Origin of the sequence: Pararhodobacter sp., from assembly GCF_036802785.1 — a bacterium.
In the GTDB taxonomy this organism is placed as follows: domain Bacteria; phylum Pseudomonadota; class Alphaproteobacteria; order Rhodobacterales; family Rhodobacteraceae; genus Pararhodobacter.
The window spans coordinates 1-12,901 of the sequence record NZ_DAIRVN010000104.1; the positions used below are offsets into that span (position 1 = coordinate 1).

The window sequence follows — 12,901 nt, forward strand, 5'->3', positions numbered from 1 at the left end:
CTCTTGGCCTGCGGCCAATTCACCCCCCAGCGTATTTCTGGCAAGATGAAGGGGCGCCGGGCGCGCAGCAAGGAGTGTCGGGGCAGGGAAGAAAGCCAGGCGGGAGCGGCCTATTTTTCGGCGCAGATCTGGACCAGCAGCTGTTTCGTGCCCTCGATATCGCGGCAGATGGCAGCGCGGGCGCGGGCGGGATCGCGGGCGCGGATCGCTTCGACAATGTCGCGGTGGCCCTGCTGGAAGGGTTCATGCGTGCCGCGCTCGAACTGGGGCGCGATGCGCTGCGACAGCAGGCGCATGAACGGGCCGTAGCGTAGCCAGAGCGATTCAATCAGGTTCATCAGCACCGGCGAGTCTGCGGTTGCATAGATGGCGAAATGGAAATCGCAATTGCGCTCAAGCATTTCATAGACATCGCGGAGCCGGGCGGTGGCGCTGTGGCGCGCCTCCAGCTCTTCCAGCGCGCAGAGATCGGTTTCGGTGATGCGCTCGACCGCCAGTTCGGTTGCCAGCCCCTCCAGCGCCAGTCGGGCGCGGCTGATGTCTTCGAGGGTGCCCAGTGTTACATCCGGGACATAGGCGGAACCGTTCGAGCGGATTTCGACCGCCCCTTCCGCGCCCAGCCGTCGCAGCGCCTCACGCACCGGCATGTGGCTGGTCTGGAAGCTGTCGGCCAGCGCGCCGATGGTCAGCACCTGCCCCGGGTCGAAGCGGCCCAGAATAAGCGCCTGCCGCAGGTTCTGATACACGCTGTCCGCCACCGTCACCCGTGCCGAAACGGGGCGAAGCGCTGCATCGGCGAGGGATTTTGGCATTGGGTGCTGGTCCTTTGATCAGATGCTCATATGAAAGACCTTGGCGTGGAAATCAACCTTGGATGGCTTCAGAGTGCGTTGAAGAAACCCTGCATCCGGTCCATCGCTTCAGACAGGCGGGTTTCATCAACCGAGCCGAAACAGATACGAAGATGCCCCTCACCCGCGTTGCCGTAAAAGCTGCCCGCCTCCACCACCACGCCGGTATCATTCATCAGCTTTTCGGCCAGTTCCTGCGACGGCAGGCCGGTGCCGCGGATATCGGCGAAAGCGTAGATGGTGCCCTGAGGGGCAACGCAGGTCACGCCCGGCATCTGGTTGAGGCGCCGCACCGCCAGATCGCGCCGCGCCAGATCGCCTGCCACCAGTTCCTCAAGCGCCGCTTTGGGTCCGGTGACGGCGGCCAGCGCGCCGTGCTGGATGAAGGTGTTCACATGCGTCACCTCATTTGTGGTGATCTTCATCAGCGCCCCGGTCATGCTGGCATCCGCCGCCAGCCAGCCCAGCCGCCAGCCGTCCATCGCATAGGCCTTGGTGAAGGCGAACATGGTGATGGTGCGCGCGCGCATGCCCGGCAGCGCGGCAATCGACACATGTTCGGCACCGTCATAGGTGATGCGCTCATAGACCTCGTCCGAGATCACCGTCAGGTCATGCTCGATCGCCAGATCGGCGAGGATCTGCAACTCCGCGCGCGAATAGACACGGCCGGTGGGGTTGCAGGGGTTGATCAGCACGATCATCCGGGTTTTCGGCGTGATATGCGCCTCGATCAGGTCACGGCGGATGGCAAAATCGTTGTCGGTATCAAGCGGCGCAATCACCGCCTTTGCGCCTGCCAGTTCGATCTTGCCGATATGCTGCGGGTAATAGGGGGCGAGCAGAATGGCCTCATCCCCCTCATCCAGCAACGCCATGAAGGCGGCGTAGGAGGCCTGTGTGAGACCATTGGTGACGATGATCTCATCGGCGGTGTAATCGGTGCCGTTGTCCTGCGCCATCTTGCCCGCCAGCGCGTGGCGCAGTTCAGGAATGCCTTGCAGATCGGAATAATGCACATGGCCCGCGCGCAGGGCGGCAATGGTGGCTTCCTTGATATGGTCCGGCGTATCTTCCACCGGGCGGCCCAGTTCGAGGTGGATCAGATCGCCGGGGCGGCCAAAGGCGCGGGCGAACATTCCGAAGTTCTTGGCCGATGTCTGGGTGATGCGGCGGGCGAAACGGGGCATGGAGGCTCCTGTCTGGTTCATGGTGTGGGCGGATGGCGCAGGGCGCGGGCGTCTGACCAGAGGCCACGGGCCAGCACCAGCGCCGGGGCATGGCGGGCGAAGGGGCGGAAGGGGATGGAGCGCGCGGGTTTGGTTGGCAGCGGCAGGGGGCTGCCCTCGGCCAATGCCTGTGCCAGCGCGCGGCCCAGCGCGGTGGTGAAGGCCACGCCGCGCCCGTTGCAGCCGACCGCGCCGATCAGGCCGGGTTGCAGCTCAGCCAGCAGGGGCAGGGCATCGGTGGTCATGGCGGCGGTGCCTTGCCAGGCATGGGCGAGGCGGGTTTCAGGGGGCAGGCGAAGTTCCCTGACGGCGCGTTGCAGGATCTTCTTCGGCAGGCGGGCACCCGCGCCCATCGGCACCAGCGCCATGCCGCCCGAGATGAGACGGTTTTCGGAGTCCAGCCGCCAGGTGAAGATATTGGTGCGCGTGTCCGAGGCCGGTTCGCGGTTCGGGGCGATGCGGGCCACGGTTTCGCTGCTCAGCGGCGTGGTGGCGATCTGATGCACCGTCAGCGGCAGCACGGCGCGGCCCAGCGGGCGGGCGGCGCCCAGCGTCCCGGCATTGGTGGCGAGAAGGACGCGGGAGGCATGGAGCGGTCCGGCGGCGGTGTGCAGGGTCCAGCCGTCAGTGGCGCGGGAAAGTGCGGAAACCGGCGTTTCTTCATGCAGCAGGGCGCCCGCATTCTCGGCCAGACGGGCCAGCCCCAGCGCATAGGCCAGCGGGTTGATCATCCCGCCCGAGGCGTCGCGCAGCGCGCCGTGATACAGCGTGATCCCCGACCGCGCGGCCATCGCCCGCGCGTCCAGCCATTTCACCGGCCGCCCCAGCGCTTGCCAGTCGCGCACCCGCGCCTGCAGCGCCTGCGCCATCGCAGCGCTGTGGGCCGGTTGCAGCCAGCCGTTCTGCTCGGCCTGTGTGCCCAACCCGGCACGGCGGGCAAGGTCGAACACCATGTCACCGCCCTGCGCGACCATATCGAGCAGGCGCGCACCGGCCTCAGCCCCCAGTCGCGCCCGGATCATCACGGGATCGGCGCGCGAGAAATGCGGCACCACGAAGCCTGCGTTGCGCCCGCTCGCGCCCCAGCCGATGCGATGCGCCTCCAGCAGGCGGACGCTGACACCGGCCTGTGCAAGATGCAGCGCACAGGACAGCCCCAGAAACCCGCCGCCGATGATGGCCACGTCGGTGGTGGCACCCGCTTTGGGGCCGGGGCGGGGGGCTGGCTGGGCAGTGGTGGCGTGCCAGAGGGTTGCGGGCATGTTCATGCGCGGTGTCCTGAAAGGGGGGTTTCTTGACCGCGGGGGAAAACAGTGATCAAACGATCACAACCATACATACAGGAGCGTGCAGGATGGAAAACACTCGCTGGGCGATCAGCTCGGGTTCGAAATTTGAGGAACTGGCGGGCTATTCGCGCGCCGTGGTGGATGGCGACTGGGTTTTCACCTCGGCCACCGCCGGGGCGGACCCGGAAACCGGCGCCTTCGCCCCCGACGCTGAAACGCAGGCACGCCACGCGCTTGACGTGATCGCGGCGACGCTGGCCAAGGCGGGCGCGGGCTGGGGCGATGTGGTGCAGGTGCGTTGCTATCTGGCTGACCGCGCCGATGTGGTGCCGGTGTCCAAGCTGCTGGGCGCGCTGTTCGCTGACCCAAGGCCCACGAACACCACCATCCTCTGCGCCTTCCCCCTGGAGGAAATCCGTGTCGAGTTCGAGATGGTGGCGCGCAAGCGCTGAGCGGCTCATATCCGCCCCTCCTGCACGCCATGACAGGCGACCATGCCGCCGCCCGGCAGGGCGGTGGCCTCAGGCCGCTCTACCCGGCATCGCTCATTGGCAAAGGGGCAGCGGGGGTTAAAGGCGCAGCCTGGCGGCGGGTTGAGCGGGCTGGGAACCTCGCCCTTCAGAGGGGCAGAGGCACGGCCCATGGTGTCAAGGCTGGGCACCGTCTGGATCAGCAGTTGGGTGTAAGGGTGGCGCGGGGCGTCAAACAGGCTTTCGGTTGGTTGCAGCTCCACCAGACGGCCCAGATACATCACGCCCACATCGTCTGACATATGGTCAACCACGGTCAGGTTGTGGCTGATGAACAGATAGGTCAGGCCGTATTCTTCCTGCAACCGGCGCATCAGGTTCAGAACCGCGGCCTGGACCGAGACATCCAGCGCCGAGGTCGGCTCATCGCAGATCAGAAACTCGGGGCGCGAGGCCAGCGCGCGGGCCACGGCAATGCGCTGGCGCTGACCGCCGGAAAACTGGTGCGGGTATTTGCGGGCATCGCGGGGCGACAGCCCCACCTCGACCATCAGCGCCCCCACCATCTCGCGCATCTCGGCCCGCGAACCCGCCAGCCCGAAGGCCAGCAGCGGGTCGCCCACGCTTTCCTCGACCGACCAGCGCGGATTGAGGCTGGCGTAGGGGTCCTGGAACACCATCTGCACGGCGCGCCTGACCTTGGGGTCGTTCTTTGTCGCCAGATCGACGGGCCTGCCCGCATAGCGCATCACCCCGCCCGAGGGCGGCATCAATCCGGCCAGACAGCGCGCCAGCGTCGATTTTCCGCAGCCGGATTCCCCCACCAGCCCCAGCGTGCGCTTCGGCTGGATGGCAAAGCTGACATCATCAAGCGCGCGCACGATGCGCTTAGGCTGTCGGGCCAGTTTGCGGGTGATCCAGGGCGGCGAGACATCAAAGCGGCGCGAGAGGTTCTCGACACTGACCAGCGGTTGTCCTGTCGTCATTGACCTTCCTCCAGCCAGCAGGCGACCTGCACGCCACCGGGGCGCGGCGCCGCATCTGGCCTGTGGGTTTTGCACTGCTCCATCACGAAGGGGCAGCGGGGCGCAAAGGCGCAGCCCGCTGGCAGCGCATCAATCCGGGGCATGGTGCCGGGGATCTGCGGCAGCAGTTTCAGCCGCGCGCCGACACGAGGGATCGCGGCGATCAGCCCGCGAGAATAGGGGTGGCGCGGGGCGGTCAGCACATCGCGCACTGGCCCCACCTCGGCCAGCCGCCCGGCATAGAGCACCGCCACCCGGTCGCAGGCCTCGGCGATGACGCCCATATCGTGGGTGATCAGCACCACGCCCATGCCGCGAGAGCGGGTCAGTTCGACCAGCAGCGCGATGATCTGCGCCTGAATGGAGACATCGAGCGCGGTTGTCGGCTCATCAGCGATAATCAGGCGCGGCTCTCCGGCCAAGGCCAGCGCGATCACCACCCGCTGCCGCATACCGCCGGAAAACTCATGCGGGTAATTCTCGAGCCGTTCTTCGGCTGACGGGATGCCGACCTCGCGCAGCAGGTCAGCGGCACGGGCGCGCGCCGCCGCCTGTTCCAGCGGCAGATGCTGGCGGATGGTCTGGATCAGTTGTTGGCCGACGGTGAAAACCGGGTTGAGCGCGGTCAGCGGGTCCTGGAAAATCATGGCGATTTCCTTGCCGCGCAGCTTTTGCATCTTTGCTTCCGGCAGCGTGTCGATACGCGTGCCGTCAAACCAGATCTCACCGGCAGACTGGCGCAGCGGCCGCGTCATCAGCCGCATGATGGCAGCGCCCGTGACGGATTTTCCCGCGCCCGATTCACCCACCACGCCCAGAATTTCACCCGGCGCCAGTTGCAGGTTGATGCCATCCAGCACCTTCAGCGGCACGTCGCGCGCCAGTTCCACACTCAGGCTGCGGATATCCAGCAGCGGCTTGGTCATCACGATGTTCCTTTTTTGCGGAGCAAGGCGGCCCAGCCGATCAGCGTGGCGACCCCGCAGCATGCGGTGAAAAGCCCGAAACCCGCGACCGATCCGGCAGCAATCGCGCTGTAAAGGGTGATCGCCAGCGCGCCCCCGGCGGTGGTGATCAGCATCGCCAGCCCGGCGGCGGTGCCGGCGAATGCCGGGAAGGGCTCCAGCATCAGGATATGTGCGTTGGGCACCATCAGCCCCATGCAGCCGATCAGCAGCAAAAGCCCCAGTGCGATCAGTGTGGGCGATGGGGTGCCAAGGCTGCCCGCCACCAGCAGCGCCGCCCCGGTCAGAACCGGCACAATGCCCCAGCCGATGGGCCGCGCCGCACCAAAGCGCGCGGCAAGCCGCCCGGAGACCAGCGCGATTGCTGCGAAAAGGGTGAGGACGGCGGCGATCAGCGCGGCATAGGCGGCGGGCGAAAAGCCGAAGGTTTCAACAAAGACAAAGGGCGTGGCCGCCATCATCACCACGAAACTGGCGTTCGAGGCGATGCCGATCATCAGCGCCGCGCGAAATTGCGGGCTGCCCAGAATCGCGGCCTCAGCCCGTTGCGGGCGGTCCTGCGGCAGAACCGGCACATGGCGCGGCAAGACCCGAAGCGCGCCGATGATACCAGCCAGCCCCAGCGCGGCGGCGACAAGGAAGGTGGCGCGCCAGTCGGTCACCTGCAGCACCGCCGCGCCGATCAGAGGGCTGGCGGCGGGTGAGAGCGACACCACGGCTGTCAGCAGGGCCATGGATTGCATTGCGCGCCCGGGCGACATGGTGGTGCGGATCGTGGCGCGTGCGGTCACGATCCCGGCGACCGACCCTGCGCCCTGCACCAGCCGTGCCGCAATCAACTGGGTAATATCCGCGCTCAGTGACGCCGCGATGCTGGCGGCAACAAAGACCCCGCCTGCAACGGCAAAGGCCAGCCGGTGCCCGAACCTGTCCGCCGCGCGGCCATAAAGCGCGAAGCCAATGCAGGAGCCCAGCAGGAACGCGGTCAGCGTGGCCTGTGCGGCGGGCTCTGACGCGCCAAAGCTTTCGGCCATCATCGGCAGGGCCGGCAGATACAGGAATGACCCCGCCAGCCCGACCGTGGCGATCAGGCACAGGATGGCAAGCGTGGCGCCGGGCGACGCCGGGGAGGGGCTGTCACGCATGGTTTCGGGCCTGAGCCAGTGGGCGGGGGTGGGGCAAGGGGGAGGTCCTTTTCGATTGATTGATCATTGATCAAATCATCAGAGAGTGCAATAGTGACCGTGCAGTCAGCGCAAGAAACGGCTGCGACCTCTGACAGGGAGACTGGAAAACATGATGAAAAGAATCCTTATGGGGGCCGCCGCAGCGTTGGCCCTGACCGCCGGAATGGCAAGCGCCGAGAACCTGCGATTTGCGGGTGCGACCCCGGCGCTGACCATGGACCCGCACGCCACCAATGATTTCACCACCACCGCGATCTTCCGGCAGGTCTATGACAGCCTGATCGGCCTGAGCCTTGATATGGAGCTGACGCCCGCGCTGGCGACCGAATGGGAATATGTCGGCGACAGCACGTGGCGCTTCACCATCCGCGAGGGTGTGCAGTTTCACGACGGCTCGGAACTGACCGCTGACGACGTCGCCTTTTCGATCATGCGCCAGAAGGACAGCCGCTTCTACCGCTCGCTCTTTGGCGGTATTCAGGAAGCGCGGGTGGTCGATGCCACCACCGTCGAGGTTGTCTCGGCCGGGCCGGACCCGATCCTGCCGCGCAAGATGTCGCGCATGTTCATCCTCTCGCAGGCCTGGGCTGAGGCCAATGGCGTGGTCGATATCCCCGATCTGGGTGCCGAAGGCGCCGAGGCGCATTCGATCCGCAACGCCATGGGCACCGGCCCGATGCGCCTGATCAGCCATGATCCTTCGGTCGAAACCCGCTTTGAGGCGTTCGGCGATTACTGGGATGAGATGCCCGGCAACGTGACCACCGCGACCTATCTCAACATCGGCTCCGGCCCCACCCGCGTCGCGGCCCTGCTGACCGGCGAGGTGGATATGGTCGTTGACCTGCCCTTGCAGGATATCGGCAGGGTTGAGGGGGCGGCGGGCTATACCATTGCCGAGGCGCCGCAGATGCTGTGGATGCAGCTTGAGATGGACGGCACCCGCGAACAGGCGCTGGAAACTTTTGATCGCGCAGGCAACGCGCTGGCAGAAAACCCCTTCCGCGATACGCGTGTGCGGCAGGCCATCGCCCATGCGGTCGATGCTGATCTGATCGCCGACCGGGTGATGCGCGGCAAGGCGCGGGTGGTGGGCATCTCCACGATCCCCGGCTTTGGCGGCTATCAGGAAGACATGGATCAGCGCTGGGAAACCGACCTCGACCGCGCCCGCGAACTGCTGACCGATGCAGGCTACCCGGATGGTTTCGTCACCACCATGAACTGCCCGCTTGAGCGCTATGTCAACACCGACGACATCTGCCGCGCCGTCGCCTCGATGCTGGCGCGGGTGGGGATTGAGGTGCGGGTCAATGGTCTGGTATGGCCGGAATTTGCCCGGATGCTGGTCAACGGCCCCGACTCAAGCTTCCACCTGATCGGCATGGGCCCGGACAGCCGCGATACGCAGGATGCCTTCACCGGCTATGTGATGACGCGCAACCCGGATGCGAACGAGGGCTTTTTCAACTGGGCGCAGTTCACCAACCCCGAGATTGACGAACTGACCCGCACCCTGACCGTCACCTTTGACGAGGCGGAGCGCGAGGTGCTCTATCGTGATCTGCTGGAGCGGGCGCGCGAGGGCGTGAATGCGGTCTATCTGCATCAGCCGATGATCGTCTGGGGCATGCGGGCAGGTGTCACCGCGCCGATCCGCTCGGATGCGACGGTCACCCTGCAAAACGTTGTTGTGGAGTAATCGCCCATGATCGCACTGATCGCGCAGAGGGTTGTTCAGGCAATCATCGTTCTCTTCGTGGTCAGTGTGCTGGCCTTTGTGCTGTCGACCCAGATCGGTGATCCGGTTGCCAGCATTCTGGGTCTTCAGGCAACACCGGCAGACCGGCTGGAACTGAGCGCGCGGCTGGGGCTGGATCAGCCCTGGCCTGCGCGCTACCTGACGTTTGTCAGCAACGTGCTGCAGGGGGAGCTGGGGGTTTCCTACATCACCCAGCGCCCGGTGGCCGAGCTTATTGTTGAGCGTCTTCCCGCCACATTCGAATTGGCAGGCGTGGCGCTCTTGTTCTCGCTGGGTGTGGGGCTGCCAGTGGGCATCTATGCCGCCATCCGGCGCGGGCACTGGAGCGCGGATGCGATCCTGTCGCTGTCGGTCATCGGCGTTTCCGTGCCGACCTTTGTCATCGCCATTCTGCTGATCTTCCTTTTCTCGGTCACTTTGGGCTGGTTGCCCTCATTCGGGCGCGGGCAGGTGGTGCAGGTGGGCTGGTGGACAACCGGCCTGCTTACCCCCTCCGGCCTGCGCTCGCTGATCATGCCCGCCGCCGCGCTGGCGGTCAGTCAGGTGGCGCTGGTCGCCCGCCTTGTGCGCGCCGAGATGATCGAGGTGCTGCGCGCCGATTACATCCGTTTCGCCCGTGCGCGGGGGCTGAAGCCGCGTGTCATCCATCTGTCGCTGGCCCTGCGCAACACGCTCATTCCGGTGATCACGGTCAGCGGTATTCAGCTGGGTTTCCTGTTTGCCTTCGCCGTGGTGGCAGAGGCCGTGTTTCAATGGCCCGGCATCGGCCTTCTGTTTCTGCAGGCGCTGGGCTCAACCGATGTGCCGGTGATTTCCGCCATTCTGCTGCTGACGGCGGTGTTTTTCGTGGCGATCAACACGATCGTTGATCTGCTTTACGCCGTGGTTGACCCACGGTTGCGCGCGGGCGGAATGACCGGCCGCCCGGCTGACGCCTGAGGGAGGCGAGCATGTCTGACACATCCGATACCCGCCCCCGCCTGCGCGATTCCGAGCTGTTGCGCGCGTTTCTGGACAGCACACAGGCGATGATCGCCTTTGTGGTGCTGACGCTGCTGGTGATGGCGGTGCTGCTGGCGCCGTTCATCGCGCTGACCAACCCTTATGACCTTGCCTCGCTGGATCTGCTGAATTCACGCCTGCCGCCGGTCTGGATCGACGGTGGCGACTGGCCTTATCTGCTGGGCACCGACAGCCAGGGTGGCGATATGGTGTCGCTGATCCTCTATGGCATGCGCACCTCGCTTTTGGTGGGGGTGCTGGCGGTGGCGCTGTCGGTGACGATCGGCACTATTCTGGGCCTGATATCGGGCTATTTCGGCGGCTGGGCAGGCACGGTGATCATGCGCGCGGCGGATGTGCAGTTTACCTTTCCGGCGATCATTCTGGCGCTTCTGATCGGCGGGCTGGCCAAGGGGGTGCTGACCCCCACCGCGCAGGCGCAGTTTGCCATTCCGATGGTGGTGCTGGCGCTTGGTATTTCACACTGGCCGCATTTCGCCCGGCTGGTGCGCGGCGCGGTGCTGGTGGAGCGCAACAAGGATTATGTGGCCGCCGCACGGCTGGCCGGGCGCGGGCCGTTCAACATCATGCGCCGGCAACTGCTGCCGAATGTGGTCAATCCCATTGCCGTGCTGGCAACGCTGGACATCGCTTTTGCCGTGATGGGTGAGGCCACGCTGTCGTTCCTCGGCTTCGGGCTGCCGCCGACAGAGCCGTCGCTGGGCACGCTGATCCGGTCTGGCTACAACTACCTGTTCAGCGGCGAATGGTGGCTGGTGATCTTTCCGGCGCTGGCCCTGATGGTGCTGGTGGTAGCGGTCAACCTGTTCGGCGACTGGCTGCGCGATGCGCTGAACCCGCAGCTTCGGTAAGGCCCGGCGATAGACTAAAACTATCAATTGACCGGGATCGAATATTGATTTCGCAATAAACTCTGTGCTTCATCGGGGTAAAACCTGCACGAGGCCAGCCATGTCCCTTTCCGCGCCAGCCCCCTCCGACAGCGATATACGCGCCCTGATCGACACGCATCTGCCGCTGGAAGGGCCGCTGCTGCCTATTCTGCATGCGCTGCAGGAGGCTTTTGGCCATGTGCCGCAGGCGGCCATGCCGCTGATCGCCGGGGCGCTGAACATCAGCCGGGCGGAACTGCATGGCGTGGTCAGCTTTTACCATGACTTCCGCGAGGCACCGGCGGGCCGCCATGTGCTGAAGATCTGCCGGGCCGAGGCTTGTCAGGCGATGGGCGCCGAGGCGCTGGCCGAGGCCGCGCTGAAAAAGCTGGGCATCGGCTGGCACGGCACAACCGCGAATGGCGCGGTGACGATAGAGCCGGTTTATTGTCTGGGCCTGTGCGCCTGCGCCCCGGCCGCCATGGTCGATGACCGGGTTGTCGGAAGGGTGGATGCCGCGCGGCTGGACAGCCTGCTGGCAGAGGCGGGGGCATGAGGGTCTTCATCCCCGCAGACAGCGCCGCCAAGGCGGTGGGCGCCGATGCCGTGGCCGATGCGATCAGGGATGCAGCGGCGCAGCGCGGGCTGGCGATAGAGATCGTGCGCAACGGCTCACGCGGGATGATCTGGCTGGAGCCGCTGGTGGAACTGGAAATCGACGGGGTCCGCCACGGTTTCGGCCCCGCCACGCCCGAAGATGCGGGCGCGATACTGGACGGAACCTGCGCCAAAGCACTTGGTCCGGTCGATGCGCTGGACTGGATGCGCCGCCAGACCCGCCTGACCTTTGCCCGTTGCGGCGTCATTGACCCCCTTTCGCTGGACGACTACGCGGCGCATGGCGGGCTGGTGGGCCTGAATCGCGCGCTTGGCATGGACCCTGCCGCCATCGTGGCCGAGGTGACGGCTTCGGGCCTGCGGGGCCGGGGCGGCGCGGGCTTTCCCACCGGCATCAAATGGGAGACAGTGCGCAAGGCGCCGGGCACACAGAAACACATCGTCTGCAATGCCGATGAGGGCGACAGCGGCACCTTTGCCGACCGCATGATCATGGAGGGCGACCCGTTCAGCCTGATCGAGGGGATGGCGATAGCCGCGCTCGGCACCGGGGCCACGCGCGGCTATGTCTATCTGCGCTCGGAATACCCGGATGCGATACGGGTGATGAACCGCGCGGTTGTGCTTGCGCGGCAGGCCGGGGTGCTGGGCGCGCGGGTTCTGGGCTCGGACCATGCGTTTGACATGGAAATCCGCAAGGGCGCCGGGGCCTATGTCTGCGGCGAAGAGACGGCGCTGCTGAACTCGCTTGAGGGCAAGCGCGGCACGGTGCGCGCCAAGCCGCCCCTGCCCGCGCTGGAGGGGTTTCTGGGCAGGCCGACGGTGGTGAACAACGTCATCAGCCTGGCCAGCGTGCCGGTGATCATGGAAAAGGGCGCCGCGCATTACGCCAGCTTTGGCGTGGGGCGCTCACGCGGAACGGTGACCCTGCAGATCGCCGGGAATGTGGCGCGCGGCGGCTTGTTCGAGACCGGCTTCGGCATGACGCTGGGCGAGGTGGTCAACGATATCGCGGGCGGCACGGCCACGGGGCGGGCGGTCAAGGCGGTGCAGGTGGGCGGGCCGCTGGGGGCCTATATGCCGGTGTCGAAATTCGACACACCGATGGGCTATGAGGAGTTCGATGCGCAGGGCGGCCTGATCGGCCATGCCGGGCTGGTGGTGTTTGACGACAGCGCCGACATGCTGCGTCTGGCGCGGTTTGCGATGGAATTCTGCGCGGTGGAAAGCTGCGGCAAATGCACGCCGTGCCGGATCGGCGCGGTGCGCGGGGTTGAGACAATCGACCGGATCGCGGCGGGTGACGGCACCGCGATCCCGCTGCTGACCGATCTGTGCGAGACGATGAGGGATGGCTCGCTCTGCGCGCTGGGGGGCTTCACGCCCTTCCCGGTGATGTCGGCGCTGACGCATTTCCCCGGCGATTTCGAAACGCTGCAGGCGGCGGAATGAGCGGGGGCGCAATGAGACGGGGCGAGGTATTGCGCCGCGCTTTGCGCGACACGAGGGCGGGGGGCTTTGGCCCCCCCCCCCCCGGTGTGATATACACATATACCAGCCCACCAGACAAAAGCGAATAGACGATTGCGGGGTAGGCGTTAAAAAAAAAA

General features: G+C 65.9%; 12 protein-coding genes. 6 read left to right on the forward strand and 6 right to left on the reverse strand.

The window, feature by feature from the left end:
* Nucleotides 1-110: 110 nt before the first annotated feature.
* The 3 genes from V7Q53_RS22020 to V7Q53_RS22030 all read right to left on the reverse strand — a co-directional run bounded on the left by V7Q53_RS22020 (nucleotide 111) and on the right by V7Q53_RS22030 (nucleotide 3,348).
* Nucleotides 111-812, reverse strand: a complete 702-nt coding sequence (locus tag V7Q53_RS22020; protein ID WP_333831038.1) for a GntR family transcriptional regulator — start codon at nucleotides 810-812, stop codon at nucleotides 111-113.
* A 68-nt stretch (nucleotides 813-880) separates the two neighbouring features.
* A complete protein-coding gene (locus V7Q53_RS22025; RefSeq protein ID WP_333831040.1) occupies nucleotides 881-2,041 on the reverse strand; it encodes a pyridoxal phosphate-dependent aminotransferase in 1,161 nt (386 codons plus the stop codon).
* Nucleotides 2,042-2,058: 17 nt separating this feature from the next.
* Entirely contained in the window at nucleotides 2,059-3,348 is a 1,290-nt protein-coding gene (locus V7Q53_RS22030) for an NAD(P)/FAD-dependent oxidoreductase (protein ID WP_333831041.1), read from the reverse strand.
* An 86-nt stretch (nucleotides 3,349-3,434) separates the two neighbouring features.
* Here V7Q53_RS22030 and V7Q53_RS22035 point away from each other — a divergent pair, with 86 nt between their 5' ends.
* Nucleotides 3,435-3,821, forward strand: a complete 387-nt coding sequence (locus V7Q53_RS22035) for a RidA family protein (RefSeq protein ID WP_333831042.1) — start codon at nucleotides 3,435-3,437, stop codon at nucleotides 3,819-3,821.
* 5 nt (nucleotides 3,822-3,826) lie between these two features.
* Here the strand turns inward: V7Q53_RS22035 and V7Q53_RS22040 are convergent, their stop codons facing one another.
* Genes V7Q53_RS22040 through V7Q53_RS22050 form a run of 3 tightly spaced genes read right to left on the reverse strand, consistent with a single transcriptional unit; the run spans nucleotide 3,827 to nucleotide 6,974 of the window.
* Nucleotides 3,827-4,825, reverse strand: coding sequence for an ABC transporter ATP-binding protein (locus tag V7Q53_RS22040; protein WP_333831043.1), 999 nt, complete (start codon nucleotides 4,823-4,825; stop codon nucleotides 3,827-3,829).
* A complete protein-coding gene (locus V7Q53_RS22045; protein WP_333831044.1) occupies nucleotides 4,822-5,790 on the reverse strand; it encodes an ABC transporter ATP-binding protein in 969 nt (322 codons plus the stop codon). Before V7Q53_RS22045 ends, V7Q53_RS22040 begins: the two co-directional genes overlap by 4 nt.
* Nucleotides 5,790-6,974, reverse strand: a complete 1,185-nt coding sequence (locus V7Q53_RS22050) for an MFS transporter (protein ID WP_333831045.1) — start codon at nucleotides 6,972-6,974, stop codon at nucleotides 5,790-5,792. Before V7Q53_RS22050 ends, V7Q53_RS22045 begins: the two co-directional genes overlap by 1 nt.
* A 154-nt stretch (nucleotides 6,975-7,128) precedes the next feature.
* On the opposite strand from V7Q53_RS22050, the gene V7Q53_RS22055 reads away from it, so the two are divergent.
* From V7Q53_RS22055 to V7Q53_RS22075, 5 genes are all read left to right on the forward strand, one after another.
* Nucleotides 7,129-8,718 carry an ABC transporter substrate-binding protein gene (locus V7Q53_RS22055; protein ID WP_333831046.1) on the forward strand — a complete coding sequence of 530 codons (1,590 nt, stop codon included), beginning with the start codon at nucleotides 7,129-7,131 and terminating at the stop codon, nucleotides 8,716-8,718.
* A gap of 6 nt (nucleotides 8,719-8,724) precedes the next feature.
* Nucleotides 8,725-9,717 (forward strand): ABC transporter permease, encoded by a 993-nt coding sequence (locus V7Q53_RS22060; RefSeq protein WP_333831047.1) that lies wholly within the window; start codon nucleotides 8,725-8,727, stop codon nucleotides 9,715-9,717.
* Nucleotides 9,718-9,728: 11 nt separating this feature from the next.
* Nucleotides 9,729-10,652: an ABC transporter permease gene (locus tag V7Q53_RS22065; RefSeq protein ID WP_333831048.1), complete on the forward strand. Its 924-nt coding sequence runs from the start codon at nucleotides 9,729-9,731 to the stop codon at nucleotides 10,650-10,652.
* Between the two features lie 100 nt (nucleotides 10,653-10,752).
* Complete coding sequence (locus V7Q53_RS22070; RefSeq protein ID WP_333831049.1) at nucleotides 10,753-11,229, forward strand: formate dehydrogenase subunit gamma; 477 nt, start codon at nucleotides 10,753-10,755, stop codon at nucleotides 11,227-11,229.
* Nucleotides 11,226-12,743 (forward strand): NADH-ubiquinone oxidoreductase-F iron-sulfur binding region domain-containing protein, encoded by a 1,518-nt coding sequence (locus V7Q53_RS22075; protein ID WP_333831050.1) that lies wholly within the window; start codon nucleotides 11,226-11,228, stop codon nucleotides 12,741-12,743. Before V7Q53_RS22070 ends, V7Q53_RS22075 begins: the two co-directional genes overlap by 4 nt.
* The last annotated feature ends 158 nt before the right edge of the window (nucleotides 12,744-12,901 follow it).

Excerpts from the sequence above, each read along its gene's own strand:
- V7Q53_RS22020 (WP_333831038.1), bottom strand. The coding sequence starts at position 812 with ATGCCAAAATCCCTCGCCGATGCAGCGCTTCGCCCCGTTTCGGCACGG.
- V7Q53_RS22025 (WP_333831040.1), bottom strand. The coding sequence starts at position 2,041 with ATGCCCCGTTTCGCCCGCCGCATCACCCAGACATCGGCCAAGAACTTC.
- V7Q53_RS22030 (WP_333831041.1), bottom strand. The coding sequence starts at position 3,348 with ATGAACATGCCCGCAACCCTCTGGCACGCCACCACTGCCCAGCCAGCC.
- V7Q53_RS22035 (WP_333831042.1), top strand. The coding sequence starts at position 3,435 with ATGGAAAACACTCGCTGGGCGATCAGCTCGGGTTCGAAATTTGAGGAA.
- V7Q53_RS22040 (WP_333831043.1), bottom strand. The coding sequence starts at position 4,825 with ATGACGACAGGACAACCGCTGGTCAGTGTCGAGAACCTCTCGCGCCGC.
- V7Q53_RS22045 (WP_333831044.1), bottom strand. The coding sequence starts at position 5,790 with ATGACCAAGCCGCTGCTGGATATCCGCAGCCTGAGTGTGGAACTGGCG.
- V7Q53_RS22050 (WP_333831045.1), bottom strand. The coding sequence starts at position 6,974 with ATGCGTGACAGCCCCTCCCCGGCGTCGCCCGGCGCCACGCTTGCCATC.
- V7Q53_RS22055 (WP_333831046.1), top strand. The coding sequence starts at position 7,129 with ATGAAAAGAATCCTTATGGGGGCCGCCGCAGCGTTGGCCCTGACCGCC.
- V7Q53_RS22060 (WP_333831047.1), top strand. The coding sequence starts at position 8,725 with ATGATCGCACTGATCGCGCAGAGGGTTGTTCAGGCAATCATCGTTCTC.
- V7Q53_RS22065 (WP_333831048.1), top strand. The coding sequence starts at position 9,729 with ATGTCTGACACATCCGATACCCGCCCCCGCCTGCGCGATTCCGAGCTG.
- V7Q53_RS22070 (WP_333831049.1), top strand. The coding sequence starts at position 10,753 with ATGTCCCTTTCCGCGCCAGCCCCCTCCGACAGCGATATACGCGCCCTG.
- V7Q53_RS22075 (WP_333831050.1), top strand. The coding sequence starts at position 11,226 with ATGAGGGTCTTCATCCCCGCAGACAGCGCCGCCAAGGCGGTGGGCGCC.